The following is a 24,362-nucleotide window of genomic DNA, read 5'->3' on the forward strand; positions in this document are numbered from 1 at the left end:
TCCATTCTGTTTCCTCCTTAGGCGTGAATCGGTAATCCGTCAACGGCCAGTGCCGCTTCTTGGAACGCTTCGCTCAGCGCCGGGTGAGGATGGACGAGTTGGCCCATTTCCCATGCCGTGGCGTTCAAGACGAGAGCGAGTCCGCCTTCTGTGATCAGTTCTGTCGCTTTTGGCCCGACGATATGCACACCGAGCAGGTCGTCGGTCGACTTGTCGGACACGAGCTTGACGAATCCGTCCGCCTGTCCTTCGATGCGGGCCTTGCCGAGACCGTTGAAGCGATACGTGCCCGTCTTCACATCATGACCGGCAGCTTTGGCCGCTTCCTCGGTCATGCCGACCGATGCGACTTCCGGCACCCCGTACACGCAACGCGGGATCAACGCATAATCGAGCGGAGTCGGCTCGTGACCGAGAATCGTCTCGACCGCCTTGACACCTTCCGCTGAGGCGACATGGGCGAGCTGGAGCTTGCCGATGCAGTCCCCGATGGCGAAGATGTGACGTTCTTTCGTCCGATACTGCTCATCGACTTGGATGACACCGTTCTCGACGACAATCGATGTGTTCTGTAACCCGAGATGTTCCGTATTGGCGACCCGTCCGACCGAGACGAGCACACACTCGACCGAGAGCGTCTCTTCGCCGACCGCGAGTGCGACGGCGTCCGGGGTTACTTCAGTCCGCTCGGGGTCGACCGTCACGTTCTTTTTCACTTTGACGCCGCGCTTTTTGAGCAGCCGTTCGACTTCCCGTGACACCGCCTTGTCTTCGAGCGGCAACAGTCGCTCTCCGACTTCGATCAAGGTGACGTCGACGTCTAGGTCGATGAGCATCGAGGCCCATTCGACACCGATGACCCCACCGCCAACGATGGCGATCGATGCCGGCAACTGTTCGAATTGGAGCAGATCGTCCGAGTTTAAAATCCGTGTATGGTCAAACGGCAGACCAGGCAGTTCGCGCGGAATCGACCCCGTCGCGATGATGAGCTGGTTCGGCAAGATGAGCTCAGACTCGCCCGAGCTGTCCTCGACCGCGACCGTTCCCGGCTGCGGCGAGAAGATGCTCGGCCCTAAAATCGAGGCCTTGCCGCGGAATACCTCGATCTTGCCTTGTTTCATCAAGTGCTCGATGCCTTTCTCAAGCCCTGCGACCAAATCGCGTTTGAACGACTGGGCGCGTTCCATGTTGAACGTGACCGTTCCCGTCTCGACGCCGTAGGCGCTCCCATGTTTCGCCGTCTGATAGACGTGGGCCGCTTTCAACAACGCCTTCGTCGGGATGCAGCCTTTATGTAGACATGTCCCGCCGAGTTTCTCGGCCTCCACGATTGCGACAGTTTTACCGGCTTGGGCCGCCTTGATGGCCGCGACATATCCGCCAGGACCGCCGCCGATGACGACGATCTCAAATTCTCGTGCCATGTGTATCCCCCTCATATTCTCGAACTGCTTCTTCTTGTCGGATGGCCCGGAGTGCGCCTTCGGCGAGTGCCTTCAACTCATCTTCACCAGGATAGATGTGGACCGGCGCCAAATAGCCGACGCGCGCACTGATTTGCTCGGTCAGCCAAGTCGAATAGGCGATGCCGCCCGTCAACAGAATCGCGTCGACGTCACCAAATAAGGTGGCGCCATGTTTGGCGATCTCTTGGGCGACCCGGTACGCCATCGTCTCGTAAAGGAGTGCGGCTTGCTCATCTCCGTCTGCCATCCGCTGTTCGATCTCAATCGCGTCGAACGTCCCGAGGTGGGCAAACAGACCTCCGCGTCCGACGATTTTTTGTTTCATTTCCGACTCTTTATACCTGGTACTATAACATAGTTCTACTACCTGTCCAACAGGAATCGAACCGGCTCGTTCCGGCGCGAGCGGTCCGTCGCCATCGAGTCCGTTGTTCACATCGATGACCGTCCCTTTGGCATGGGCGCCAACCGTGATGCCGCCTCCGAGGTGAGCGATGATCAGGTTGAGCTCTTTGTAATCGCTTCCATTTTCGGCGGCAAAACGCTTCGCGACCGCTTTTTGGTTCAAGGCGTGGAAGATGCTGCGTCGGTTGATTTCAGGCATTCCCGTTGGTCGCGCGAGCGGTCCGAGCTCGTCGACGACTACTGGGTCAACGATAAAATCCGGTACTTGAAATAACTCACCGAGCTTGTGGGCGAGCAAACCGCCCAAGTTCGAGGCGTGCATGCCGAAACGTCCGCTCGCCAAGTCTTCCTGCATGAGCGGATTGACGGCGTACGTCCCCGACGTCATCGGGGCAAGCAAGCCACCGCGACCGACGATCGCGGACAAGTCCTCGCCCGCGATGCCCGTCTCGGCCAACAAGGCCCGTACTTCCCGTTCCCGATGCGACAGTTGCTCCGGAATTGACAATCCTGTGACGTCGGCCCCATGACGGACGGTCCGAGACATGATCTCGACCGCTCCGTCAAACAAGCCGACCTTCGTCGAAGTAGAACCAGGGTTGATGGCAAGAATGAGCTGTCTTGTCATTTTAGCGACCACCTAACAGACTCTTTTCGACTTTCAAGAACTGGCTGCGTGAACGTGCCATCATCTGAATGCGCTCTTCAGCCATCTTCTCGGCCGCGACGTGGGTCGGGACACCGTCCCGTTCGGCAATCTCGAAGACGCGCTGCATGTTGTCGTAAATGAGCTCGACTTTCTTCATCGCCCGCTCGCGGTTATAGCCTTCGAGCTCGTCGGCCACGTTGATGACACCGCCCGCGTTGATGACGAAGTCTGGGGCGTAAAGGATACCGCGCTCCTCGAGCACGTCCCCGTGACGATCCTCAGCGAGCTGGTTGTTGGCCGCTCCGGCGACGATTTGGGCTTTGAGCATCGGAATCGTCTTGTCATTGATGACCGCACCGAGCGCACACGGGGCGAAGATGTCACAATCGACCGCATAAATCTCGTCCGGCTTGACGACCGTCGCGCCGAAGTCCGTCTCGGCCCGTTTGAGCGCCTCTTCGTTGATGTCGGTGACGACCAAGTGTGCCCCTTCCTCGTGCAAGTGGCGGCACAAGTTATAGGCGACGTTCCCGACTCCTTGGACGGCGACCGTCTTGCCAGCAAGTGAGTCCGAGCCGAATTTCCATTTGGCTGCCGCCTTCATGCCGCGGTATACGCCATACGCCGTCACCGGTGACGGGTTGCCGCTCGATCCGAACGCCGGGCTGACACCGGTCACGTAATCAGTCTCCATGTGGATGAAGTCCATATCGGCGACCGTCGTATTGACGTCCTCGGCCGTGATATAACGGCCGCTGAGCGATTGGACGTAACGGCCGAACGCCCGGAACAGCGCCTCGGACTTGTCCGTCTTCGCATTGCCGATGATGACGGCCTTGCCGCCACCAAGGTTAAGTCCCGCTGCCGCGTTCTTATACGTCATCCCTTTGGCGAGACGGAGAACGTCCGTGAGCGCCTCTTCTTCTGAAGCGTAGTTCCACATCCGCAGCCCCCCGAGAGCCGGTCCGAGCGTCGTATCATGAATCGCGATAATCGCCTTCAATCCCGACGCCTGATCTTGACAGAAGACGATCTGCTCATAGTCTTCAGCCTGTAAGACGTCGAAAATACGAAAGCGTGGTTCCATGTTAGTTTCCATCATTGATGATTCCTCCATATGCGTAGTTTATTTTTTGGCGTGCAGTAATGCGAACGCGAGTGAGTACAGCTTGGCCTCGGCCGTATCGGCCCGACTCGTCAAGACGACCGGGGCGGCCGCGCCGACGACGATGGCCGCCACACTTGCTCCGGCAAAGTACATCATCGACTTATAAAGGACGTTGCCGACCTCTATGTATGGGACGAGCAATAGGTCGGCTTGTCCGGCGACGTCGCTGGCGATGCCTTTCTGTTTGGCCGCGACCATGTCGACGGCGTTATCGAGCGCGAGCGGCCCGTCGACGATACAACCTTTGATTTGTCCGCGCCGGTTCATCTGACTGAGCAGTGCGGCGTCCAGTGTCGCCGTCATCTGCGGATTGACGACTTCGACCGCCGCGATGGCGGCCACTTTCGGCGACGCGTAACCGATGTCATGCATCGCCGCCACGGCGTTATGAATGATGTCGACTTTTTCATCGAGCGTCGGCGCGATATGGATCGCCGCGTCGGTCACCCCGATCAGCCGGTCCCGATTCGGGATTTGGAACAGGGCGATATGGCTGAGCGTCCGGTTCGTCCTCAGCCCCGTCTCCCGGCTGAGCACGGCTTTCATGAACGTCGACGTCGCGACCATTCCTTTCATGAGCACATCGGCTTCCCCCGTTTTGACGGCGAGTGTGGCCCGTTTGGCGATCTCTTTGTCGCCTTTGACGTGGATGATGTCGACCGCGTCCTCGTCGATGCCGTGATCATCACACAATCGTTTAATCTCTCGGGCCTCCCCGATCAGTTTGAACCGAGACAATCCGTGATCGGTCGCGAGCTTGACGGCGCGGATGACTTCTACGTCGGCCGCCCCGGCGATCGAGACGGTGCGCCCGTTCAGTTGTTTCGCTTGTTCGAGCATCCGTTCAAAATTCATGCGTGTCCCCCCTTGCCTGTCTTCACTTACTATCATGCAAGATTGTTTCCATTTTTGAAAGCGCTTTAATCGGTTGCGCATTACGCACATTATTGCATGGTATGAAAAAAAGTGCAGGTAATTTATTGCAGACGTTCAAGTTTATTATACAGCGTTCGGATCGAGATGTGTAATCGACGAGCCGCTTCCGACTTGTTGCCGTCCGCTTCCTCGATCGCCCGTTCAATCAAATCTCGTTCGTAACGTGCGACGGCGTCTTGCAAGGAAAGCGCGTCGGTCGGTCGTGTCGACGGGACACGGGCCGAGAGTTGAAGATGGTGCGGAGCGATCCACTGTTCGCTGCTCGCCATATAGATCATCGCCCGACCGAGCACGTTCTCGAGTTCTCGGACGTTGCCTTTCCAGTATTGGCTCTTCAACAGTTCGGTCGCCTCACGGTTCACACCGCGCACACTGCGGCCGTACTCTTGATTCAATTTACGGACGATGCGCTCACAGAGCGGCTCGACTTCTTCAAGCCGGTCCCGGAGCGGCGGGATATGGATCGGCATCCGATTGATCCGATAGTACAAATCTTCACGGAACGTCCCATCGGCCACTTTTTGTTCGAGGTCGGCATTCGTCGCCGCGATGATGCGTACGTCGACCGGGATCGCACTCGTGCCTCCGACCCGGACGATCTCATGCTCCTGAAGGACGCGGAGCAACTTGACTTGGACGTCGACCGGCAACTCGCCGATCTCATCGAGGAAAAGTGAACCGCCATCGGCCTCTTCGAAATAGCCGACCTTGCCGCCTCGTTTCGCCCCGCTGAAGGCACCGTCCTCATAACCGAACAGTTCGCTCTCGAGGAGCGTCGGTGAGATGGCGGCGCAGTTGACGCGGACGAACTTTTTATATTTCCGCGGAGACTCTCCATGGATCGCATGGGCGAACAATTCCTTACCTGTTCCCGACTCACCTCGGATCAGGACGGTGACAGGTGTGACAGCGGCGAGACGGGCCTGGTCGATGACGAACCGCATCTTATCGCTCGTCGCAATGATATCGGCGAACTGATATTTCGCCTCGAGGTTTCGGATCCGTGTCTTTGCTTCTTGCAACTCGTCCCGGAGCGCCCGAATTTGGGAGACGTCGCGAATGACGCCGACCGAGCCGCGCAGTTTCCCTTCAACGATGATCGGCTCGGCGTTGACGAGAATGTCACGCCGCGTCGCGCCGATTTGCATCCGGATGTCACGGACACCTTGGCCTGTCGAGAGCACTTTCAAATGGACGCTCTCCTGCATGCCGATATCGGCCGTCGCCGGCTTATCGACCACGTCTTCTTTTTTGAATCCCGTCAATCGGGTATAAGAAGGGTTGATTAAAATCGTATTCCCGTTATGGTCGGCGACGGAGATTGCCTCGCTCGTACAGTCGATGATTGCCTCGAGCATCTGTTGGTTCTGTTTCAAGCGTTCGACGACGATACGGATGAACTCCCCGGGCAAGACGACCGCGTCCGCAAAATGTTCTTTCAACTCATCAAACGTCTCAGAGCGTCCGGTCGTCTCAATCACGAAATCGAGACGTGTTGCAGCACATACCCGCCAATCCCCCGCCGTCATAATCCCGTGGTTGCGCGCGAGCTGCACGCCTTCGGCCATCGCTTCCGGGTCGATGACGGCGACGACGGTGACGAGCGGCGAGTCGAGCAACATCTTCAACACCTCGGTCCCGCCTTTCCCCGCACCGACAATCATCAATCGTTTATTCATTCTAATATCCCCCATTTTACCGTTCTGCATCCATGCTACTGAACCTGAACTGATTTCGCAACCTCGCAAAAAAGGCCGTGTCGAGCTATGTATTTTCTGTTAAAATAATGAGTGTTAAGGAGGAGATCCTATGCGCATCATCGCACTGCTGATCTTGATCATCCCTGGCCTACTTGGTGTCTATGGCATCAAGTTGCTTCGCGACAGTTTCTTCCTCAAGACGAGCGTCCCATTCTCTTGGATCGAGTCGGTGGCAGCCGCCTCCATGCTCCAAGGAACGTTCGGGCTGTTGATCGCGATGGGCGGGATCGGTTTTGTGGCAGGTTATATCTTCAATCGTGACAAGAAAACAGGCAAAGTCCCGCGAATAGATTCTTGAACACAAAAAAAGGTTCCCTAACTTGACTTCATTTCAAGTGCGGAACCTTTTTATTCGTATTGAATTGTGATCACTACGGATGATCTCCTCTCCTACTTGCTACAATCTTGTGACATGAGGTCCAATGGTCTTCTTAATGAAGAAGTTTGAAAGAAATTAGTAACTGCCGTCTTGCGTGAACGGAAACGTACCCATTCGAGTTACTAACAAATAGTCATCGGGTCATGTCGAACCATCCATTGTGAAGTCGAACGCTTGCCATAAACTGTTCAACGGTTGACAACACTCCTTTTGGTCAACTGAACGATTCGTTTTCCCCGAACACGGTCCCTAGCTTCGAACCGATGCCGGAATCGCCTCGCGAATGAGCGTACGTCGCGACCTCTCGTCGGGACGATGACGATTTGAGATGTCGTTCCCACCTCTGAGCTATTGACGGATAGCGGTCCGAGATGATTTCTTGCTCTAACCTGTTCCGGAACACGTTAGAAAGCGTTCATCTGACGCTCGTCCAAGTAACTTGGTACACCTTTATTATAACAAGTTCCGGTAATTTTGCAAGCGCTTTCTTTCACAATATTAAAGAAAATCAGGAGGAGAACCCCCTGATCGGTCATTGCTGTTTAAACGATTGATACGTGACGAAATATGAAATGAATTCGGAGTTTTTCGGACTGCGCTCGCGCTCAGGCCGGCCATCGAACATCTCATGGTCGCGCATCCCGTTCTCCCATGCCGTCTTGATGGCATGGCGCATCGCTCGCTCGACACGGGACGACGTCGTCTCATGCTCTTTCGCGATCATCGGATACAGTTCCTTCGTGATCAATCCGAGCAGCTCTTGACGCTCCCGGACGTAGACGACGGCTTGACGAATATATTTGAACCCTTTGATGCGCGGTGAAATCCCGAGTTGTTGCAATAACAGCGAGATGTCGAGTTCTTCCGGCGACATCGCCTCGAATTCTCGGCTCGAACCAGCGGCGAGTTCGCGGATTTTCGTGATCAATTGTTGAATGTTGAACGGCTTGACCAAAAAGTAAGAAGCGCCGAGTTGAACGGCCTGTTTCGTCACTTCATCTTTCCCGAACGCACTGAGCATGATCACTTCCGGTTTGGCGTGAGCCAATTCCGTCTGTAACCGTTCGAGGACGCCGATGCCGTCCAGGTGCGGCATGATGATGTCGAGCAGCAGCACGTCCGGCTGGTGTGTCTTGACGACGTCTAAGCATGCCTCGCCGTCGTAGGCGGTCCCGACGACTTTTAAGTCGTCCTCGGACTCGAGTTGGCGGGTCAACAAGTCGACGATTTCTCGATTGTCGTCCGCGATGCATAATGTGATCAATTAAGACACCCCTTCGATAAACTTCCGTTTTAATTGGAGAGACATAGTGAGCAGTTCCTCCACATGTTGTTTCGTCAAATCCGTCATCTGCGCCCCGGCGATCATGCGCCCGAGCTCATCGACTCGTTCGGCATGACCGAGCGTGGAGACATTCGTCTTCGTGCGATCATCCGTCTCCGTCTTCGTGATGTACAAGTGCTGATCCGCCATGGCGGCCACTTGAGCCAAATGGGTGATACAGAGCACTTGTGAGCCGACCGACAGACGGAAGATCTTCTCACCCATCGCTTGGGCGACCCGTCCTGAGACACCCGTGTCCACTTCATCGAAAATGATCGACGCGACGCCGACCGTTCGCGAGAAAATCGACTTCAAGGCGAGCATGACGCGGGACAATTCTCCGCCGGAGGCCACTTTGGCGAGCGGCTTGAAAGGCTCCCCGACGTTCGTCATCATATAGAATTCGACTTGATCGAGCCCGTCCGCCTTGAACGGCCCTTCTTTGAACCGAACTTCGAACTGGGTCTTCTCCATATACAATTCTTTCAATTCACGCTGAATCGCCTTCTCGAGCTCGGTAGCCGCTTGTTTACGGGCCGCCGATAGCGCCAGCCCGGACGTACGTACTTTTTGTTCGAGCTGGGCGAGCCGGTCCGATAGTTCTTGCAAATGTTCTTCCCGATTCGTCATCGATTTTAACTCATCGGCAATTTTTTCCCCGTACGTGATGACCTCGTCGATCGTGGCCCCGTATTTCCGCTTCAGCTGTTGGAACAAAGCGAGCCGCGTCTCGATCTCATCGAGCCGGATCGGGTCGAATTCGAGCGAGTCGAGCTGGTCACGCAACTGAAATTTCGCGTCTTCGAGCAAGAAGTAAGCGTTCGAGATCGTCTCGGCCATCGGCGCGAGCGATGTAGACAATGCGGAAGCTTCCTCCATCTCGCGCATGGCGATGCCGATCTGGTCGAGCCCTTTCGCCTCATCCGCGACCGCCTCATACGATAACCGGACGTGCTGATGAATCCGCTCGAAGTTGGCGAGCTCGTTCCGTTCCTCCGTGAGCGCCTGTTCTTCACCGACTTTCAGCTCGGCCGCCTCGATCTCATTCGTCTGGAACGCGAGCAAGTCCATGCGTTGGGCCAACTCTTGTTCACTTTGACTCAACCGTTTCAACTCATCGGCGACGTTTTTCCAATCGACGTAAGCCTCGCGATATCGCTCGAGGAGCGGGGCGAGCTCGGCTTCGGCAAAGCTGTCCAAAATACCGAGATGGTACTCGGCATCCATCAAGTGCTGATGCTCGTGCTGGCCATGGATATCGACGAGCAGTCGGCCGAGTTCGCGTAGCGTCGACAACGGCATCATCTTGCCGTTGACACGACAGACGCTCTTTCCGCTGCTATGTAAGTCGCGGCGTAAAATGACGGTCCCTTCTTCGATCTCGATCCCGTATTGGGTCGCCGCCTCGAGGATCGGGTGGTCCGGTTCGACGATGAACAGCCCTTCGATCTCCGCCTTGTCTTGACCGTAACGGACGAACTCGCTCGAGCCGCGTCCCCCGACGAGCAAACCGATGGCGTCGAGCAAGATTGACTTCCCGGCCCCGGTCTCCCCTGTCAATACGGTCATCCCACGTTTGAACGTGATATTCAGTTCATCGATGATCGCAAATTGTTTGATCGATAGTTCTGCTAACATACGATAATTCACCTCATAACATTCCGAGTAGTCGTTCGATGATTCGTTTCGCCTGGTCTTCGTCACGGGCGATCATCAAAATCGTGTCGTCTCCACATACCGTTCCGATCAGCTCGTCCCATGACAAATGATCGATCAAGACACCGATCGCATCCGCATTGCCCGGCAACACTTTCATGACGACCAAGTTTTGAGCCGAGTCGACCGAGACGAAGCTGTCACCGAGGATCCGCTTCATCTTGCCGTACGGATTGAAGCGTTGATCGGCCGGGAGACTATACTTATAGCGACCGTCGTTGAGCGGCACTTTCACGAGATGAAGTTCTTTGATATCCCGCGAAACTGTCGCTTGCGTCACCGGATAGCCGGAGCGGTGGAGCTCATCGACGAGCTCGTCTTGTGTCTCGATTTCACGATTGGTCACGATTTCTCGAATTTTAATCAAGCGCTGTCCTTTGTTCATACTCGCTGACACCTCATTTTATGTTTCGCATACTCAGTATCATTCTAAAGTATTGTCGAAAAAAGGTCTAGCTTTCGCGGGATGAATTCCCTGGATCGGCGAGCGGACACAAAAAAACTGCAGACAGGACGTCTGCAGCTCAAGCGTTCTTCTTCAATTGCGCGTGGGCGGCGTCGATGACCGCGTCCACGTCGATGGCTGGGTCGACACTGCCGACGCCGGTGAAACGGGCGAACAATAAGAATTCGATATTCCCATCCCCACCGGTGATCGGCGAGAAGTCGAGTCCCGCAACTTCGAACCCTTCCGAGGCGAAGTAACGGACCATGTCGTCGACGACCCGTTCATGGATGGCACGGTCCCGGACGATGCCTTTCTTGCCGACATCGGCCTTCCCGGCCTCAAATTGCGGTTTGACGAGCGCCATGACGATGCCGTTAGGCTTCAAAATCGTCTTCAACGGCGGAATCATGAGCCGAAGCGAGATAAATGAGACGTCAATCGTCGCAAAGTCCGGCGCCACCGGAAACTGGTCCGCGGTCGCATGGCGGAAGTTCATCCGCTCCATGACGACGACACGGTCATCGCTCCGAAGTTTCCACGCCAACTGGTTATAGCCGACGTCGACGGCATACATCTGCGCAGCGCCGTTTTGGAGCGCACAATCGGTGAAACCGCCTGTCGATGAACCGATATCGATGCCGATGTTACCAGCCACATCGAACGGGAAGACTTGGAGCGCTTTTTCAAGCTTCAGCCCCCCCCGTCCGACGTATGGCAACACTTGGCCTTTCACTTCGAGCGGGATGTCGTCAAACACTTTGTCCCCCGCCTTATCAAGCCGTTCGGTCCCACTATAGACGAGACCGGCCATGACGGCCCGTTTCGCTTTCTCTCTCGTCTCCGCTAACCCGCGGTCGACGAGGAGTACATCTAATCTAGTTTTCTTTCGTTTTTCCATAGTTCCTCACACATTCTGTCGATTTGTCACTTGAACGAACTGCTGAACCGAGTCAGCGATTTGCGTCGGACGGAGCCCGATTTCTTCGAGCAATTGATTGACGCCGCCGTGTTCGATATAGCGGTCCGGAATGCCAAGTCGGAGCACACGCGGGAACTGCCCGGCATCGCTCGCATGTTCGAGCACACTGCTGCCGAAACCTCCGGCGAGCGCCGCCTCCTCTAACGTGACGAGCGGGATGCCTTCCGCGTATAAAGCGGAGAGCATGACGTCGTCGAGCGGTTTGATCGTCCGAGCGTTGATGACACGGACGCTCACTTGTCCTTCAAGCAGTGCACGCACTTCAAGCGCATCTTGCACTTGTGGACCGAACGTCAAGATGGCGACATCCGTTCCGTCCGCGACCGTCTCCCAGACGTCGAGCGGCAATTCGCGGAGCGTCTCGCTCATCGGTGTCCCGATTCCTTCGCCGCGCGGGAAACGGACGGCGATTGGACCGTCATCATACTTCAGCGCCGAATAGACGAGATGTTGCAATTCCTCTTCGTCTTTCGCCATCAAGATGCGAATGTTCGGCACGTGGCGCATAAAGGCGATATCGAACACGCCTTGGTGCGTCTCCCCGTCCGCTCCGACGAGACCAGAACGATCGATCGTGAAGACGACGTTCAAGTTTTGACGGCAAATGTCGTGCACGAGCTGATCATAGGCGCGTTGGAAGAACGTCGAATAAATCGAGACGACCGGCTTCAAGCCTTGTGTCGCCTGTCCTCCGGCCAATGTGACCGCATGTTGCTCGGCGATGCCGACGTCAAACATCCGCTCCGGGAATTGCTTGTTGAAGCAATCGAGTTTCGAGCCGACGCTCATCGCTGGTGTGATGAGTGTCACGCGCTCGTCCGTCTCGGCGACTTTCGTGATCGTCTCAGCGACGACCTTCGAATAGCTCGGTCCTTTGACCTTGCCTTTGATGACTTCTCCCGACTCGATTTTATACGGTCCGAGACCGTGCCACGTGCCGACACCATCGAGCTCGGCCGGACGATAGCCTTTGCCTTTTTTCGTGATGACGTGAACGATGACCGGTCCATCGATTTTCTTGGCGTACTCGAGCGTCTCGAGCAGGTCGCGTAAATCGTGACCGTCCGTCGGTCCGAAGTACGTGAATCCGAGCTCTTCGAAGAACGTCCCTGGGATGAGCGCTGATTTCAGCATATCCTTCACGCGTTCCCCGCTCCGTTCGAGCGAGTTGCCAACGATCGGGATATGTTTGATGAGCGTCTCGACTTCCTCACGGGCGTGTTTCAGTTTACGTGACGACCGCATCCGGCCGAGCATGTTGTGCATCGCGCCGACGTTCGGCGCGATCGACATCTCGTTATCGTTCAAGATGACGATGACATTTTGTTTCTCGGCGCCGATATGGTTGAGCGCTTCGAGCGCCATTCCCCCAGTGAGCGCCCCGTCCCCGATGATGGCGATGGCCCGGTCGTTCGAGCGTCCTTTCAACTCGTTCGCGATGGCGATTCCCATCGCGGCCGATAAGGACGTCGAGCTGTGCCCCGTCTCCCAGACGTCATGATCGCTCTCACAACGCTTCGGGAATCCGCATAAGCCGTTGTATTGACGCAGCGTATCGAACTGACTCGTTCGTCCTGTCAAGATTTTGTGGACGTACGCTTGATGCCCCACGTCCCATACGAGTTGGTCTTTCGGACTGTCAAATACACGGTGCAAGGCAAGCGTCAATTCGACAACCCCTAGGTTTGGTCCCAAGTGCCCTCCCGTTTCAGCCAATTTTTCAATCAAAAACCGTCTGATGTCTGCGCCGAGCGCTTCTAACTCGGGTACCGACATCTTTTTTAAGAATGACGGGTCTTGAATGGATGTCAAGTCCATGATGACCATCCTTTCTCCTGTCTTATTACTGATTCGTACCTTACATTTTACAAGAATGTGTCCATAGATGCTATACATTCACAAAAACAAAGGTGACACGATGTGCTCATCGTGTCACCGAGATTAATGATTGCGTCGTACGACGAAGTCGAGAAGCTCCCGTAAAAGCGGGGCCTCGACCGAAAGTTCGGCCAGTGCGGCCTCACTTTCCGTGACTTCTTGTTCCAGCGCTTTTTTCGCTCCATCGAGACCGAGCAGTTTCGGATACGTCGCTTTATCGTTTCCTTCGTCCGAACCGACCCGCTTCCCGATGAGCGCCTCGTCTCCTTCGACGTCTAAAATATCATCTTGGATTTGGAAGGCGACCCCGAGGTGTTTTCCGAACCGTGCGAGCGCCTGACGATCCGTCTCGGAAGCGTCCGAAAGGATGGCCCCCGCTTCAAGGGCATACACGAGAAGCGCCCCAGTCTTCCGTTCATGGATCGATTGCAGAGTCGACAGTGTCACACCGCTCCGTTTTTCAGCGAGCATGTCATCGAGCTGACCGCCGACCATGCCGGCGCTGCCTGCCGCTTCACTGAACCGTGTCATGAGGGCGACGACTTTCGTCGCTTCCAAATCGGCCCGTGCGATGAGATGAAACGCATCCGTCAGCAAGGCGTCGCCTGCGAGAATCGCGGTCGCCTCATCGAACTGACGATGGTTCGTCGGGCGCCCGCGACGGACGTCATCGTCATCCATCGCCGGAAGGTCATCATGGATGAGCGAGTAGGTGTGGACCATCTCGAGGGCGACGGCCGCTTCATGCCCGAGCGCCCGCGGACGGCCATATGTATCGAGGACGGCATAAAGAAGGGCCGGACGAATCCGTTTCCCCCCCGCCTCGAGGGAGTATGTCATCGATTGAAACAAGCGCTCCGGCATCAAAGACGAATCGAGCAAGCGACGCGTCGCCTGTTCGACCTCTTCTTTCCATGCCTGTAGATGGACCTGCACGCTCATACGGTCCCTCCTTTTTCACGGAGCGTCCCGTCGAGTTCAAGAATTTCGTCCATTTTTTGTTCCGCCGCCGTCAATTTGGTCTGACAGAGGGCAGACAATCGCACGCCTTCCTCGTAAAGGGTCATCGCTTCTTCAAGGGCGACTTCTCCCGTCTCGAGTTGTGTCACGATTTCCTCGAGCCGGGCGAGCGCCGCTTCAAACGTCAGTTCTTCTTGTTTCTTCGCCATCGTGTCTCTCCTTCACTTCCGCGACGGCATGGCCATCCCGAAATCGGATCGTCACCAGGCCGTCATGTAGTTGTTTGACATCTTTCACGTACGTCCCGTCCTGTTCGACGAACGTGTATCCTCTCGCGAGCACGGCGAGCGGGCTGACAGATTGCAATCGTCCTGCCAACTGTGCGAATTGACCCGCCGGTCTCTCGAGAGGTCGAATGCGTTCTAACCGTCCTTCATATTGCCGGAAACGGTCGTCTTGCGTTCGGAACACTTGCATCAGATTGCGGACGTCGAGGCGTTGGGACGACGCTGCGAAACGGTGCCGCGCGTGCGTCACTTGTTTCGTGGCACTCTGTTCGAGCCGAATCTCGGCCTGGGCGAACCGCTCTCGCTTTTGAATGATCGTATAGCGGGGCGACTTGAGGCCGTAACTGTTTTTCATGCGCTCGACACGTTCGCGAAGCGAGGCCATTTGCGTCGTCACGACCCGCGTGAGTGCGCGACTTAAACGCTCCACATCTTTTCGTTGCGCTTCGATCGTTGCCGTCGCGAGCTCCGCCGCCGCTGTCGGAGTGGCAGCCCGTACGTCGGCGACGAAATCAGCCAACGTAAAATCTGTCTCGTGACCGACGGCCGAAATGACAGGAATCTCGGAGTGGTAAATCGCTTCGACGACGACATCCTCGTTGAACGCCCACAATTCCTCGATCGATCCACCTCCGCGTCCGACAATCAATACATCGCAGTCGGTGCGTTCATTCATCCACCGAATCGCACTCGCCACTTGCGGAGCGGCTTGTTCACCTTGGACTGCGACAGGAGCGAACGTGATGGCCACGTGCGGTGCCCGCCGTCTAAGCGTCGTCGCGATATCGTGCAAGGCTGCGCCTTTCGGAGACGTGATGATTCCGATGCGCTCAGGGAACGCCGGTAGCGGACGTTTCCGTTCCGCCGCGAACCAGCCCTTCGCCTCGAGCTCACGTTTCCTTGCCTCATACCGTTCGAACAAGATGCCGATGCCGTCTTGCCGCATGAGCTCGACGTACAATTGAACATCACCGGTCGACTCATACATCGTCACTCGAGCGACGACGACCACGTTCATCCCGTCCGTAGGTTCAAAGTTGAGCGTGCGGGCATCTCGTGAGAACATGACCGCCTTCATGCGGGACGATTCGTCTTTCAGTGTGAAATAGCAGTGCCCTGAGGCGTACCGTTTGAAGTTCGAGATTTCGCCGATGACGGCGACTTGTTGCAACACCGGGTCACCGTCGAGTTGACGTTTCACATAACGGACGACTTCAGAGACTTGAATCGGATTAGCCACGTGAGGCGACCTCGACCGTATTGTGCATGAGCATCGTGATCGTCATCGGACCGACACCACCCGGAACCGGGGTGATGGCGCCAGCGACGTCGCGGACACCATCAAAGTCAACATCTCCGACGAGACGGCCGTCGACGCGGTTGACACCGACATCGATGACGATCGCTCCCGGTTTGACCATCTCGTTCGTGACGAGACCGGCCCGACCGACGGCGACGATCAAAATGTCGGCTTGACGCGTCATCGCACCGAGATCGACCGTTTTCGAGTGACAGTATGTCACCGTGGCCGACTCGTTCAAGAACAGCATCCCGACAGGTTTCCCGACGATTTGGCTACGACCGACGACGACGACGTGTTTACCCACGAGGTCAGTCTGTGTCTTGACGAGATGGAGAATTCCGTGCGGCGTGCACGGCAACAGTGTCTCGAGACCGAGCATCATCTTCCCGACGTTGGTCGGATGGAACCCATCCACATCCTTGTCTGGCGAGATGCGCATGATGACACGGTTCTCATCGATATGCTTCGGTAGCGGCAATTGAACGAGGATGCCATGGAGCTCGTCGTCCTCGTTCATCGAATCAATCAGTTCGAGCACTTCACGTTCCGAGATCGTCTCATCGAAACGAATCACTTGTGAATCGATCCCGATCTCAGCCGCTGCCCGTTCTTTACCCCGGACGTAGCTGTGGCTCGCCGGATCATCCCCGATTAAAATGACTTTCAGTTTCGGAACGATGCCGCGCGTACGAAGCGCACTGACCCGTTCTTTCAACGTTTCCCGATATGATGCTGCGATTTGTTTCCCGTCGATCACTACTGCCATCTCTCTCATCCCCCGTTGTTTTAGGTTTCTCTGTAGTTGGTGTGGTGTCTTCTCTATTTGTATGATGCGTTTCTCTCTTTTTTTACGCTTTGATAATGTTGCCGAGGACGCCGTTGACGAGCTTGGCCGCTTCTTCGTCGGCGAACGACTTGGCGAGTTCGACTGCCTCGTTGATCGTCACTTTGTCCGGAATCGTCTCGACATAGAGCAACTCGTACGTCGCCATGCGGAGAATCGTCCGCTCGACGTTGCCGAGACGATCGAGTCTCCAGTTTTTCAAGTTTTCGACGAGCAGTTCGTCAATCTCGTCTTTCTTTTCTAACGTCTCGACGACGAGTTGTTCGTAGAATGGATCCGAATCCATACCGTCGAGGGCGAATTCGATGGCCTCGTCCACCTCAAGTTTTGATACTTCGATTTGAAAAAGCGTTTGAATCGCTTTTTCTCGTGCTTCATGACGTTTCATTCAGATACTCTCCTTTTGCATGCTTTCATTGTGATAGTTTAGCATAAAGCCTCCATAAATTCAGTACAAAAAACCAGGAAGCCCAAATAATGTTCGGGCTTCCTGGTACGGTTCATTTTGTGAGCGTCATTTCTTTTTCGACAAATTTCGTGTCGAACGCGCCCGCTCGGAAACGTTCGTGCGCCATGACTTGTTGATGGAATGGGATCGTCGTATGAATGCCCGATACCGTGAACTCATCGAGCGCGCGAAGCATCTTCGCGATCGCCTCTTCCCGCGTCGGGGCATGGACGATCAACTTCGCCACCATCGAATCATAGAACGGCGGGATGACCGCGCCTGCGAACAGACCGCTGTCGATCCGGACACCCATACCGCCCGGCACGATGTACTGATCAATTTTCCCAGCCATCGGACGGAAGTCGGCAAACGGGTCCTCGGCGTTGATGCGGCACTCGATCGAGTGTCCGCTGAACGTGATGTCGGCTTGACTGATCGCGAGCGGATGACCGAGCGCGACCTCGAGTTGTGCTTGGACGAGGTCGAAGCCGGTGATCATCTCGGTGACCGGATGTTCGACTTGGATTCGCGTGTTCATTTCCATGAAATAGAACTCGTTCGACTCCGGGACGTAGATGAACTCGATCGTACCGGCACCAGAATAACGGATCGCTTTGGCTGCTTTCACGGCCGCATCTCCCATCGCTTGGCGCGTCGCCTCATCGATCGCCGGCGACGGTGCCTCCTCGATCAGCTTCTGCATCCGGCGCTGAATCGTGCAATCACGTTCTCCGAGATGGATGACGTTGCCGTACTGGTCGGCGAGCACTTGCACCTCGACGTGGCGGAACGACTCGATGTACTTCTCGAGATAGACGTCGCCGTTGCCGAACGCCTGCTTCGCTTCTTTACGAGTATCCGTGAGCCCTTTGACAAGCTCTGTCTCATCATAGGCGACACGGATTCCGCGTCCGCCGCCTCCGGCCGTCGCTTTGATGATGACCGGATAACCGATTTCACGGGCGAGTTCGACCGCTTCCTCGTCGGTCACGACCCCGCTCGATCCCGGGACGACCGGAACGCCCGACTCGATCATCGTTCGCTTCGCTTCGTCTTTAATGCCCATCTTCCGAATCGCATAACTGCTCGGTCCGACGAATTGGATGCCGCACGCCTCGCTCATCTCGGCGAATTCGGCGTTTTCGGCCAAAAAACCGTAACCCGGATGAATCATCGTCGCATCGACCGCACAAGCGACCGATAGGATGTTCGGGATATTCAAGTATGAGTCTTTGGACGGGTTCGGTCCGATGCAGTACGCCTCGTCGGCGAGACGGACGTGCAACGCTTCACGGTCGGCCTCGGAGAAGACGGCGACCGTCGGAATGTTCAACTCTTTCGCGGCCCGGATGATCCGGACCGCAATTTCTCCACGGTTTGCAATGAGTAGTTTCATAGACACCTCACTTCACGCTGAAGAGCGCTTGACCATATTCGACTAAATCGCCGTCAGCGACGAGCATCTCGACGATTTCTCCGCTGATTTCCGCCTCGACGTCATTGAACAGCTTCATCGCTTCTAAAATACAGACCACTTGTCCAGCTTCGACGCGATCGCCGACTTGGACGTAGGCCTCCTTGTCCGGTGCCGGGCGCGAATAGAACGTCCCGACCATCGGCGACGTGATCGTCCGTAAGTTGCTCGGGGCCGCTTCCGGTGTGACTGCTTGCTCCGTCTGAGCGGCCGGTGTAGGTGCAGCGACCGGCGCCGCTTGGGCGGCTGGTGTATGATGGGCGGCGAGTTGCGGGGCCGCTTCTTTTTTCAATGATAGTTTAAATTCTGACGTCTCGAGCTCCAGCTCGTGGACGGACGTCTGATCGAGCATTGTGATCAGCTCTTTAATATGTTCGATTTGCATGAAATAACCCCCTGTTTATACCTGGTACTAATCTCTACTCTACTATAACTGGTCAGACCAGTGAATGCAACGACAAAAAAAGGGCCCATTCCGAAGAATGGACACCCTTTGTCTTACCCGTTATAGCGGCCCGTGAACTCGCCTGTGCGCGTGTCGACCGTTACTTTTTCGCCTGGCTCGATGAAGAGCGGCACTTGAATGATGTGGCCCGTTTCGACCGTCGCGTTTTTCTTCACGTTCGATGCCGTGTCACCTTTGACGCCTGGATCGGCCTCGACAATCGTCAAGACGACCGTCGTCGGGAGCTCGATGCCGAGAATCTCGCCATCGTAGTCAGCGATGCTCACTTCCATGTTTTCAAGCATGTACGGGAGCGCCGCTTTCACTTGCTCGCCCGTGAGTTCGAGCTGCTCATACGACTCTGTGTCCATGAACACGTACGTGTCGCCCATCGGGTAGAGGTACTGCATACGCTTACGTTCGATGTGGGCACGCTCGATGCGCTCGCCGCCACGGAACGTCGTCTCTTGAATCGCCCCCGTGCGCAAGTTACGCATCTTCGTACGAACGAAAGCCGCGCCTTTACCCGGCTTGACGTGTTGGAATTCGATGACTTGCCAAATCGATCCGTCCGACGTTTTGACCGTTAAGCCTGTTTTTAAATCGTTAACTGATACCATGTTGATTTCCTCCTAAGATGAGCTGAGACTCAAGCCTCAATCGTAATTAACTCTTTTGGCGACTGCGTGAGACGGAAATTGCCAGTCTCAGTGATGACGATATCGTCCTCGATGCGACATCCGCCGATTCCGGCGATGTAGATGCCTGGTTCGACCGTGACGACCATCCCCGGTTCGAGCACCGTCTCCGAACGGAATGACAACCCTGGCGCCTCATGGACTTCCATGCCGAGACCGTGTCCCGTCGAATGCCCAAAGTACTCACCATAACCGGCTTCTTTGATCACATCACGCGTCAACGCGTCCGCCTCGATTCCCGTGATCCCGGCTTTCGTGCCTTCGACACCCGCGAGTTGTGCGCGGAGTACCGTATCATAGATGTTGCGCAACTCGTCTGAGATCTCTCCGACGGCGAGCGTGCGCGTGATGTCCGAGCAGTACCCCTGATAGTAAGCCCCGAAGTCGAGTGTCACGAGTTCGCCTGCCTCGATGACCTTATCACTGGCCACACCGTGCGGCAATGCCGAGCGATGGCCCGATGCAACGATCATATCAAACGACGACGAGTCGGCTCCTTGAGCACGCATGAACATCTCGAGTTCATTCGCGACCTCTTTCTCTGTCCGGCCCGGGCGGATAAACGACTGGATATGGGTGAACGCCGCATCCGCAATCGCCGCAGCTTCCTTCATTATCTTAATCTCTGACTCATCCTTAATCAAGCGTAGCTTTTCGACGATGCCTGATGTCTCGACGAGTTCGGCGTTGACGTCTTTTTCATACGTCCGGAATTGCCCGACCGTCATGTCATCTTGCTCGATACCGAGGCGTGCGACCGCTTCCCGGTCCAAGACTTCTGCGACCGACTTGATGAGCGATGTCTTGTGTTCAATGATGTCGAACCCTTTCACTTGGCTCGCGGCCTGTTCCGTGTAGCGGAAGTCGGTGATGAAACTCGCCGACTTTGGCGTGATCACAAGGACGCCACTCGACCCGGTGAACCCCGACAAGTAGCGGATGTTCTCCCGTTTCGTCACGAGCAATCCGTCAATTCCGTTCGCTTCTAGCTGAGCTTGCAGTTTGTTGACCCGTTCAATCATGTCGATTCCTCCAATGTTCGATCAGCGCCTGCAACGCGAGCGTGTAACTCGTCAACCCGAAGCCGCTGATGACGCCGAGACAGACGCCGGCGAGCTTGGATTCATGACGAAACGACTCTCGTGCATGCACGTTCGAGATATGTACTTCGACGACCGGGGCCTTGATGGCGGCGATGGCATCTCGAAGCGCGATTGACGTATGTGTATACGCCCCGGCGTTGAAGATGACCCCCGCATAATCGTACGCTTCGTGTAGCGCGTCGATCAGTTCGCCTTCATGGTTGGATTGGACGAACGTCAACTCGACGTCATCTGGCGCGGCGAGCAACAGCTCCGCCGTCAGTCCCTTCAACGAGACGTCACCATATACGTCCGGTTCACGTCTCCCGAGTAGATTCAAATTCGGCCCATTCAAGACGAGTATGTGCACAAGTCTTCCCCCCTGTTCGTCAAGTCGCCTCTATTGTAACAAATTTAACGGTTGTAGCGACAATTGACGTTCATGTGGTTTCGTTTTTTAGGTGAATCACGGTATAATTCAACTATATAACTGTAGGAATCGAGGAAATGCCATGAAAACTAAACCACTGATCCCCGTTGGAGGGCAAGCGCTTGTGGAAGGCGTCATGTTTCAAGGACGCGCCGAGAGTGCCTCGGCAATCCGCCGGAAGGACGGATCCATCGAGACGTTCGAGCAACCTCGCATCCTCGTCCCCTGGGTCCAATCGTTAAAGAAAGTCCCGTTCCTGCGCGGCGTGGTCGCCTTATACGAATCGCTCAAAAACGGTTCCGCCCACATGAACTTCGCCAGTGACCGCTATGACGTCGATCCGAGCGAGGACGAGGCGACGAAACCGGATGAGAAGAAACAGAACATCTTGATGGTCATCATGATCGCGGTCGTCGGGATCATCTCGTACGTGTTCGGCAAGCTCATTTTTAACGTCACACCGGCCCTGCTCGCCGCCATGTTCCAAAGCGTGCCCGCATTGTCCGGTCACGTGATTCAAAACCTCCTCGAAGGGGGAATAAAATTAGTATTGCTGCTCAGTTACCTCTATTTGATTTCCTTGACACCGCTCATTCGACGCGTGTTTCAATATCACGGCGCTGAACACAAGGTCATCAACTGTTATGAGTCCGGACGACCGATCACCGTCGACAACGTCCGCTCGAGCTCACGCCTCCACTATCGCTGTGGGTCAAGCTTCATCCTGTTCACCGTTTTCGTTGGCATCGGCGTCTATATGGTCGTCCCGATCGATCCGCTCTGGGTCCGACTCGTCAGCCGCATCGCCTTGTTACCGGTGGTCATCGGCATCTCGTTCGAGGTGCTCCAATTCACAAACCGTTTTCGTGAACATCGCTTCCTATCCGTCCTCGGCAAGCCGGGACTATCGCTACAGCTGTTGACGACGCGTGAACCAAACGATGAGCAAATCCGCGTCGCCATCGAGGCTTTCGAAACATGGGAACGTTCAGAACTAGGTCAACCGGCCGCGCAAAGAGAGGGATAAAGAGGAGGAAAGCACCATGATCAGACAAAGAATCGGTACGACCGCTGCCACGATCGTGTTCATCTTAGGCTTCATCGGAGTCGGACATATGCTCGCGACCGACCCCGGTCGCTTGTTCAGACAGTTGCTCTTCATCGGTATTTTCGGGTTAATCTTCTATGTGATTTACCGTGTGTTCATGGCTCCTAAAATCTCAGCCGAGGATATGCGGTACCGGAAGACCGCTCAGGCTTCCAAAAAACGGATGCAACGTCCCGGTGCGAACCCTAAAGTGAAACCGTCCGCGACGACGAAAAAGAAAGCGAAACCTGGTTCAAACGTGACGAAACTCTCGAAGCGCCCGGCTCGTTCGACGCATCGTAGCGACGCCCCTCACCTCACCGTCATCGAGGGGAAGAAAGGCAAGAAGAAAAAGAAAGCGAACATGTGAAAACGAACCAGATCGCCACGGGCGACCTGGTTCGTTTTTTGTCGTGATTCGGAAGTCAGTCCGTTTCGACGAAACCGATATACGGTAGATTGCGATACTGTTCGGCGTAGTCGATACCGTACCCGATGACGAACTCATCCGGGATCTCGAAGCCGACGTAATCGGCGTCGAGCGTTACGAGTCGGCGGGCCGGCTTGTCGAGAAGTGTACAAATCTTCAATTGCCCCGGTTGATGTAACGTCATATGCTGACACAAGAATTTAAGCGTCTGTCCCGTGTCGATGATGTCTTCGATGATGACGACGTACTTCCCTTCGACATCGAGGTCTAAATCTTTCCGGAGTTGGACGTTCCCGCTCGAAGTCGATTTCTTCCCATAAGAAGACGTCGCCACCGTATCAAGTTGGACACTGCCCGTCATCTGTCTCATCAAATCAGCCGCAAAGACGAGCGACCCTTTCAAGACGGCCACGAGGACGATTGGTGTCCCGGCCGCATCCCGTTCGATTTGTTCAGCGAGTTCCGCCACGCGCTGTTTGATTTGTGCTTCGTCAAACAGTTTCCCTTTGATTTGAATATCCATCATGTCGGCGATTGTTCGCCGTCACCCCCTTATCATTCTTACCAGCACCCATTCTATCACAAAAACAACTCAAAAACAGACTAAAATTCAATTAAAACGTTTTATCGTTCGGTTCTAGAGGCGTTTTGATAAAAAAAGACCGCTCCCGAATCGATTCATCGGTCGCGGTCATCTAGACTCACTCATCGTCGTTCGTATTCAGTTCTTGAAACGCGCGAAACTGGGCCATCAGTTCGGGCTTATCTTCAAAAAATTCGACGAACTGGGTCATGCAGTCAAGCGTGTTCGAGCTCAAATGGTGCTCGATCCCTTCGACGTCCTCGTAGACATGGGCCTCGTCGACACCGATCAAACGTAAAAATGATTCGAGCATCGCATGACGCTCGACGAGTCGTTTCCCGATTTTTTGACCTTTTTTCGTCAACATGAGTCCTCTATATTTCTCATAAATCAAATAGTCTTCCCGGTCGAGCTTTTGCACCATTTTCGTGACAGAGGAGGGATGCACCCCTAAATGTTCGGCGATATCGGACACGCGGGCGTATCCTTTCTCGACCATTAGCAAATAAATTCGTTCTAAGTAATCTTCCATACTCGGTGTCGGCATGGGCGTAGCCTCCCCTTATGTTCCGTTCTGCAACCTCTATTTTAACGCAACCACCTAGAAACCGAAAGCAGAACGGGTAAATCCATCAGTCAATCATTGTCTCATGACCTTAAATTCTTTATAATGGATGTTGGTGAAACTTAATAGAGAAAGGGAGAACATCAATGGGAATCGAAACTATCCTCGTCATCATCCTATGGGCTGCGCTCATCGCATACATCGTCTGGCGTTTCTTGCCGGCACGCGGTTTGAAGAAAATGAAACAAGAAGAGTTTCGTGCGTCGCTCCGTAAAGGACAATTGATCGACGTCCGTGAACCGAACGAGTATAAGGGAGGCCACATCGTCGGCGCCCGTAACATCCCGGTCGGCCAATTGAAACTACGCATGAAAGAACTTCGCAAAGATCAGCCGATCCTCATGTATTGCCAAGGCAAGTCGCGTTCGAACCAGGCGGCCAAATTGCTTATGAAAAATGGTTATACCGACATTTACATGCTCGATGGCGGCTTCAAAAACTGGAAAGGGAAAGTCAAGAAAGACTGACCTGCCCACCACGTCCACTCCTCACTCCGAGGAGGGACGTTTTTTTATTTCCAGAAAAATACCCGCTCACGAATAGTGAGCGGGTTCG

Annotated in this window: 26 protein-coding genes; 4 read left to right on the top strand and 22 right to left on the bottom strand. The window is 55.1% G+C overall.

The window, feature by feature from the left end; all coding sequences use genetic code 11:
- Nucleotides 1–17: 17 nt before the first annotated feature.
- From lpdA to AC13H5_RS09035, 5 genes are all read right to left on the bottom strand, one after another.
- A complete protein-coding gene (gene lpdA, locus AC13H5_RS09015; protein WP_034777958.1) occupies nt 18–1,427 on the bottom strand; it encodes a dihydrolipoyl dehydrogenase in 1,410 nt (469 codons plus the stop codon).
- Nucleotides 1,411–2,502, bottom strand: coding sequence for a butyrate kinase (buk, locus tag AC13H5_RS09020; protein ID WP_483545636.1), 1,092 nt, complete (start codon nt 2,500–2,502; stop codon nt 1,411–1,413). Before buk ends, lpdA begins: the two co-directional genes overlap by 17 nt.
- 1 nt (nt 2,503) lies before the next feature.
- On the bottom strand, nt 2,504–3,625 hold the full coding sequence (locus tag AC13H5_RS09025) for a Glu/Leu/Phe/Val family dehydrogenase (RefSeq protein WP_214753129.1): 1,122 nt from the start codon (nt 3,623–3,625) through the stop codon (nt 2,504–2,506).
- Nucleotides 3,626–3,649: 24 nt separating this feature from the next.
- The gene (gene yqiS, locus AC13H5_RS09030) at nt 3,650–4,546 is read right to left on the bottom strand and encodes a phosphate butyryltransferase (protein WP_138859278.1); all 897 of its coding nucleotides are present in this window, start codon (nt 4,544–4,546) and stop codon (nt 3,650–3,652) included.
- A gap of 122 nt (nt 4,547–4,668) precedes the next feature.
- Complete coding sequence (locus AC13H5_RS09035; RefSeq protein WP_034777967.1) at nt 4,669–6,306, bottom strand: sigma-54-dependent Fis family transcriptional regulator; 1,638 nt, start codon at nt 6,304–6,306, stop codon at nt 4,669–4,671.
- Between the two features lie 130 nt (nt 6,307–6,436).
- On the opposite strand from AC13H5_RS09035, the gene AC13H5_RS09040 reads away from it, so the two are divergent.
- Complete coding sequence (locus AC13H5_RS09040) at nt 6,437–6,685, top strand: DUF2627 family protein (protein WP_034777970.1); 249 nt, start codon at nt 6,437–6,439, stop codon at nt 6,683–6,685.
- A gap of 613 nt (nt 6,686–7,298) precedes the next feature.
- On the opposite strand, the gene spo0A is transcribed toward AC13H5_RS09040, so the two are convergent.
- From spo0A to aroQ, 15 genes are all read right to left on the bottom strand, one after another.
- Nucleotides 7,299–8,030 (bottom strand): sporulation transcription factor Spo0A, encoded by a 732-nt coding sequence (gene spo0A / locus AC13H5_RS09045; protein WP_034777972.1) that lies wholly within the window; start codon nt 8,028–8,030, stop codon nt 7,299–7,301.
- Nucleotides 8,031–9,728, bottom strand: coding sequence for a DNA repair protein RecN (gene recN, locus AC13H5_RS09050; protein ID WP_214797248.1), 1,698 nt, complete (start codon nt 9,726–9,728; stop codon nt 8,031–8,033).
- A 13-nt stretch (nt 9,729–9,741) separates the two neighbouring features.
- Complete coding sequence (gene ahrC, locus AC13H5_RS09055) at nt 9,742–10,191, bottom strand: transcriptional regulator AhrC/ArgR (RefSeq protein ID WP_021067696.1); 450 nt, start codon at nt 10,189–10,191, stop codon at nt 9,742–9,744.
- A gap of 139 nt (nt 10,192–10,330) precedes the next feature.
- Nucleotides 10,331–11,152 carry a TlyA family RNA methyltransferase gene (locus AC13H5_RS09060; protein ID WP_034777976.1) on the bottom strand — a complete coding sequence of 274 codons (822 nt, stop codon included), beginning with the start codon at nt 11,150–11,152 and terminating at the stop codon, nt 10,331–10,333.
- Between the two features lie 6 nt (nt 11,153–11,158).
- Entirely contained in the window at nt 11,159–13,051 is a 1,893-nt protein-coding gene (gene dxs / locus AC13H5_RS09065) for a 1-deoxy-D-xylulose-5-phosphate synthase (protein ID WP_214720373.1), read from the bottom strand.
- Nucleotides 13,052–13,174: 123 nt separating this feature from the next.
- Nucleotides 13,175–14,053: a polyprenyl synthetase family protein gene (locus AC13H5_RS09070; protein WP_034777978.1), complete on the bottom strand. Its 879-nt coding sequence runs from the start codon at nt 14,051–14,053 to the stop codon at nt 13,175–13,177.
- Nucleotides 14,050–14,280 (bottom strand): exodeoxyribonuclease VII small subunit, encoded by a 231-nt coding sequence (gene xseB, locus AC13H5_RS09075; protein ID WP_034777980.1) that lies wholly within the window; start codon nt 14,278–14,280, stop codon nt 14,050–14,052. The genes AC13H5_RS09070 and xseB overlap by 4 nt, the downstream gene beginning before the upstream one ends.
- Nucleotides 14,249–15,598, bottom strand: coding sequence for an exodeoxyribonuclease VII large subunit (gene xseA / locus AC13H5_RS09080; RefSeq protein WP_214763215.1), 1,350 nt, complete (start codon nt 15,596–15,598; stop codon nt 14,249–14,251). The genes xseB and xseA overlap by 32 nt, the downstream gene beginning before the upstream one ends.
- Complete coding sequence (locus tag AC13H5_RS09085; RefSeq protein WP_483545637.1) at nt 15,591–16,427, bottom strand: bifunctional 5,10-methylenetetrahydrofolate dehydrogenase/5,10-methenyltetrahydrofolate cyclohydrolase; 837 nt, start codon at nt 16,425–16,427, stop codon at nt 15,591–15,593. Before AC13H5_RS09085 ends, xseA begins: the two co-directional genes overlap by 8 nt.
- 82 nt (nt 16,428–16,509) lie before the next feature.
- Nucleotides 16,510–16,893 carry a transcription antitermination factor NusB gene (gene nusB / locus AC13H5_RS09090; RefSeq protein WP_034777985.1) on the bottom strand — a complete coding sequence of 128 codons (384 nt, stop codon included), beginning with the start codon at nt 16,891–16,893 and terminating at the stop codon, nt 16,510–16,512.
- A 112-nt stretch (nt 16,894–17,005) separates the two neighbouring features.
- Nucleotides 17,006–18,349 carry an acetyl-CoA carboxylase biotin carboxylase subunit gene (accC, locus tag AC13H5_RS09095; protein WP_483545638.1) on the bottom strand — a complete coding sequence of 448 codons (1,344 nt, stop codon included), beginning with the start codon at nt 18,347–18,349 and terminating at the stop codon, nt 17,006–17,008.
- 7 nt (nt 18,350–18,356) lie between these two features.
- A complete protein-coding gene (gene accB, locus AC13H5_RS09100; protein WP_138859268.1) occupies nt 18,357–18,812 on the bottom strand; it encodes an acetyl-CoA carboxylase biotin carboxyl carrier protein in 456 nt (151 codons plus the stop codon).
- A 113-nt stretch (nt 18,813–18,925) separates the two neighbouring features.
- Entirely contained in the window at nt 18,926–19,492 is a 567-nt protein-coding gene (gene efp, locus AC13H5_RS09105; RefSeq protein ID WP_021067706.1) for an elongation factor P, read from the bottom strand.
- 29 nt (nt 19,493–19,521) lie between these two features.
- Nucleotides 19,522–20,589: a M24 family metallopeptidase gene (locus AC13H5_RS09110; RefSeq protein ID WP_483546552.1), complete on the bottom strand. Its 1,068-nt coding sequence runs from the start codon at nt 20,587–20,589 to the stop codon at nt 19,522–19,524.
- Entirely contained in the window at nt 20,585–21,022 is a 438-nt protein-coding gene (gene aroQ, locus AC13H5_RS09115) for a type II 3-dehydroquinate dehydratase (RefSeq protein ID WP_214753120.1), read from the bottom strand. Before aroQ ends, AC13H5_RS09110 begins: the two co-directional genes overlap by 5 nt.
- A gap of 142 nt (nt 21,023–21,164) precedes the next feature.
- On the opposite strand from aroQ, the gene AC13H5_RS09120 reads away from it, so the two are divergent.
- Together AC13H5_RS09120 and AC13H5_RS09125 are read left to right on the top strand one after the other, a co-directional pair.
- Nucleotides 21,165–22,109, top strand: coding sequence for a DUF1385 domain-containing protein (locus AC13H5_RS09120; RefSeq protein WP_214711441.1), 945 nt, complete (start codon nt 21,165–21,167; stop codon nt 22,107–22,109).
- Nucleotides 22,110–22,125: 16 nt separating this feature from the next.
- Entirely contained in the window at nt 22,126–22,539 is a 414-nt protein-coding gene (locus tag AC13H5_RS09125) for an SA1362 family protein (protein WP_034777995.1), read from the top strand.
- Between the two features lie 55 nt (nt 22,540–22,594).
- Here AC13H5_RS09125 and hpt read toward each other — a convergent pair whose 3' ends face one another.
- Together hpt and mntR are read right to left on the bottom strand one after the other, a co-directional pair.
- Nucleotides 22,595–23,122, bottom strand: coding sequence for a hypoxanthine phosphoribosyltransferase (gene hpt, locus AC13H5_RS09130; RefSeq protein ID WP_034777998.1), 528 nt, complete (start codon nt 23,120–23,122; stop codon nt 22,595–22,597).
- A gap of 178 nt (nt 23,123–23,300) precedes the next feature.
- Nucleotides 23,301–23,729: a transcriptional regulator MntR gene (gene mntR, locus AC13H5_RS09135; RefSeq protein ID WP_034778001.1), complete on the bottom strand. Its 429-nt coding sequence runs from the start codon at nt 23,727–23,729 to the stop codon at nt 23,301–23,303.
- Nucleotides 23,730–23,893: 164 nt separating this feature from the next.
- Between mntR and AC13H5_RS09140 the strand changes: the two genes are divergently transcribed.
- Nucleotides 23,894–24,274, top strand: a complete 381-nt coding sequence (locus AC13H5_RS09140; protein ID WP_034778003.1) for a rhodanese-like domain-containing protein — start codon at nt 23,894–23,896, stop codon at nt 24,272–24,274.
- Nucleotides 24,275–24,362: the final 88 nt, after the last annotated feature.

The organism is Exiguobacterium sp. FD-YE-25-4, from assembly GCF_057004685.1.

What these genes read in the sequence shown, in the direction of transcription:
- accC (WP_483545638.1), bottom strand. Translation starts at nt 18,349, where the DNA reads ATGAAACTACTCATTGCAAACCGTGGAGAAATTGCGGTCCGGATCATC.
- AC13H5_RS09035 (WP_034777967.1), bottom strand. Translation starts at nt 6,306, where the DNA reads ATGAATAAACGATTGATGATTGTCGGTGCGGGGAAAGGCGGGACCGAG.
- AC13H5_RS09120 (WP_214711441.1), top strand. Translation starts at nt 21,165, where the DNA reads ATGAAAACTAAACCACTGATCCCCGTTGGAGGGCAAGCGCTTGTGGAA.
- lpdA (WP_034777958.1), bottom strand. Translation starts at nt 1,427, where the DNA reads ATGGCACGAGAATTTGAGATCGTCGTCATCGGCGGCGGTCCTGGCGGA.
- AC13H5_RS09125 (WP_034777995.1), top strand. Translation starts at nt 22,126, where the DNA reads ATGATCAGACAAAGAATCGGTACGACCGCTGCCACGATCGTGTTCATC.
- AC13H5_RS09060 (WP_034777976.1), bottom strand. Translation starts at nt 11,152, where the DNA reads ATGGAAAAACGAAAGAAAACTAGATTAGATGTACTCCTCGTCGACCGC.
- buk (WP_483545636.1), bottom strand. Translation starts at nt 2,502, where the DNA reads ATGACAAGACAGCTCATTCTTGCCATCAACCCTGGTTCTACTTCGACG.
- dxs (WP_214720373.1), bottom strand. Translation starts at nt 13,051, where the DNA reads ATGGACTTGACATCCATTCAAGACCCGTCATTCTTAAAAAAGATGTCG.
- efp (WP_021067706.1), bottom strand. Translation starts at nt 19,492, where the DNA reads ATGGTATCAGTTAACGATTTAAAAACAGGCTTAACGGTCAAAACGTCG.
- accB (WP_138859268.1), bottom strand. Translation starts at nt 18,812, where the DNA reads ATGCAAATCGAACATATTAAAGAGCTGATCACAATGCTCGATCAGACG.
- AC13H5_RS09085 (WP_483545637.1), bottom strand. Translation starts at nt 16,427, where the DNA reads ATGGCAGTAGTGATCGACGGGAAACAAATCGCAGCATCATATCGGGAA.
- yqiS (WP_138859278.1), bottom strand. Translation starts at nt 4,546, where the DNA reads ATGAATTTTGAACGGATGCTCGAACAAGCGAAACAACTGAACGGGCGC.
- xseB (WP_034777980.1), bottom strand. Translation starts at nt 14,280, where the DNA reads ATGGCGAAGAAACAAGAAGAACTGACGTTTGAAGCGGCGCTCGCCCGG.
- mntR (WP_034778001.1), bottom strand. Translation starts at nt 23,729, where the DNA reads ATGCCGACACCGAGTATGGAAGATTACTTAGAACGAATTTATTTGCTA.
- AC13H5_RS09040 (WP_034777970.1), top strand. Translation starts at nt 6,437, where the DNA reads ATGCGCATCATCGCACTGCTGATCTTGATCATCCCTGGCCTACTTGGT.
- hpt (WP_034777998.1), bottom strand. Translation starts at nt 23,122, where the DNA reads ATGGATATTCAAATCAAAGGGAAACTGTTTGACGAAGCACAAATCAAA.
- recN (WP_214797248.1), bottom strand. Translation starts at nt 9,728, where the DNA reads ATGTTAGCAGAACTATCGATCAAACAATTTGCGATCATCGATGAACTG.
- AC13H5_RS09140 (WP_034778003.1), top strand. Translation starts at nt 23,894, where the DNA reads ATGGGAATCGAAACTATCCTCGTCATCATCCTATGGGCTGCGCTCATC.
- AC13H5_RS09070 (WP_034777978.1), bottom strand. Translation starts at nt 14,053, where the DNA reads ATGAGCGTGCAGGTCCATCTACAGGCATGGAAAGAAGAGGTCGAACAG.
- ahrC (WP_021067696.1), bottom strand. Translation starts at nt 10,191, where the DNA reads ATGAACAAAGGACAGCGCTTGATTAAAATTCGAGAAATCGTGACCAAT.
- nusB (WP_034777985.1), bottom strand. Translation starts at nt 16,893, where the DNA reads ATGAAACGTCATGAAGCACGAGAAAAAGCGATTCAAACGCTTTTTCAA.
- AC13H5_RS09025 (WP_214753129.1), bottom strand. Translation starts at nt 3,625, where the DNA reads ATGATGGAAACTAACATGGAACCACGCTTTCGTATTTTCGACGTCTTA.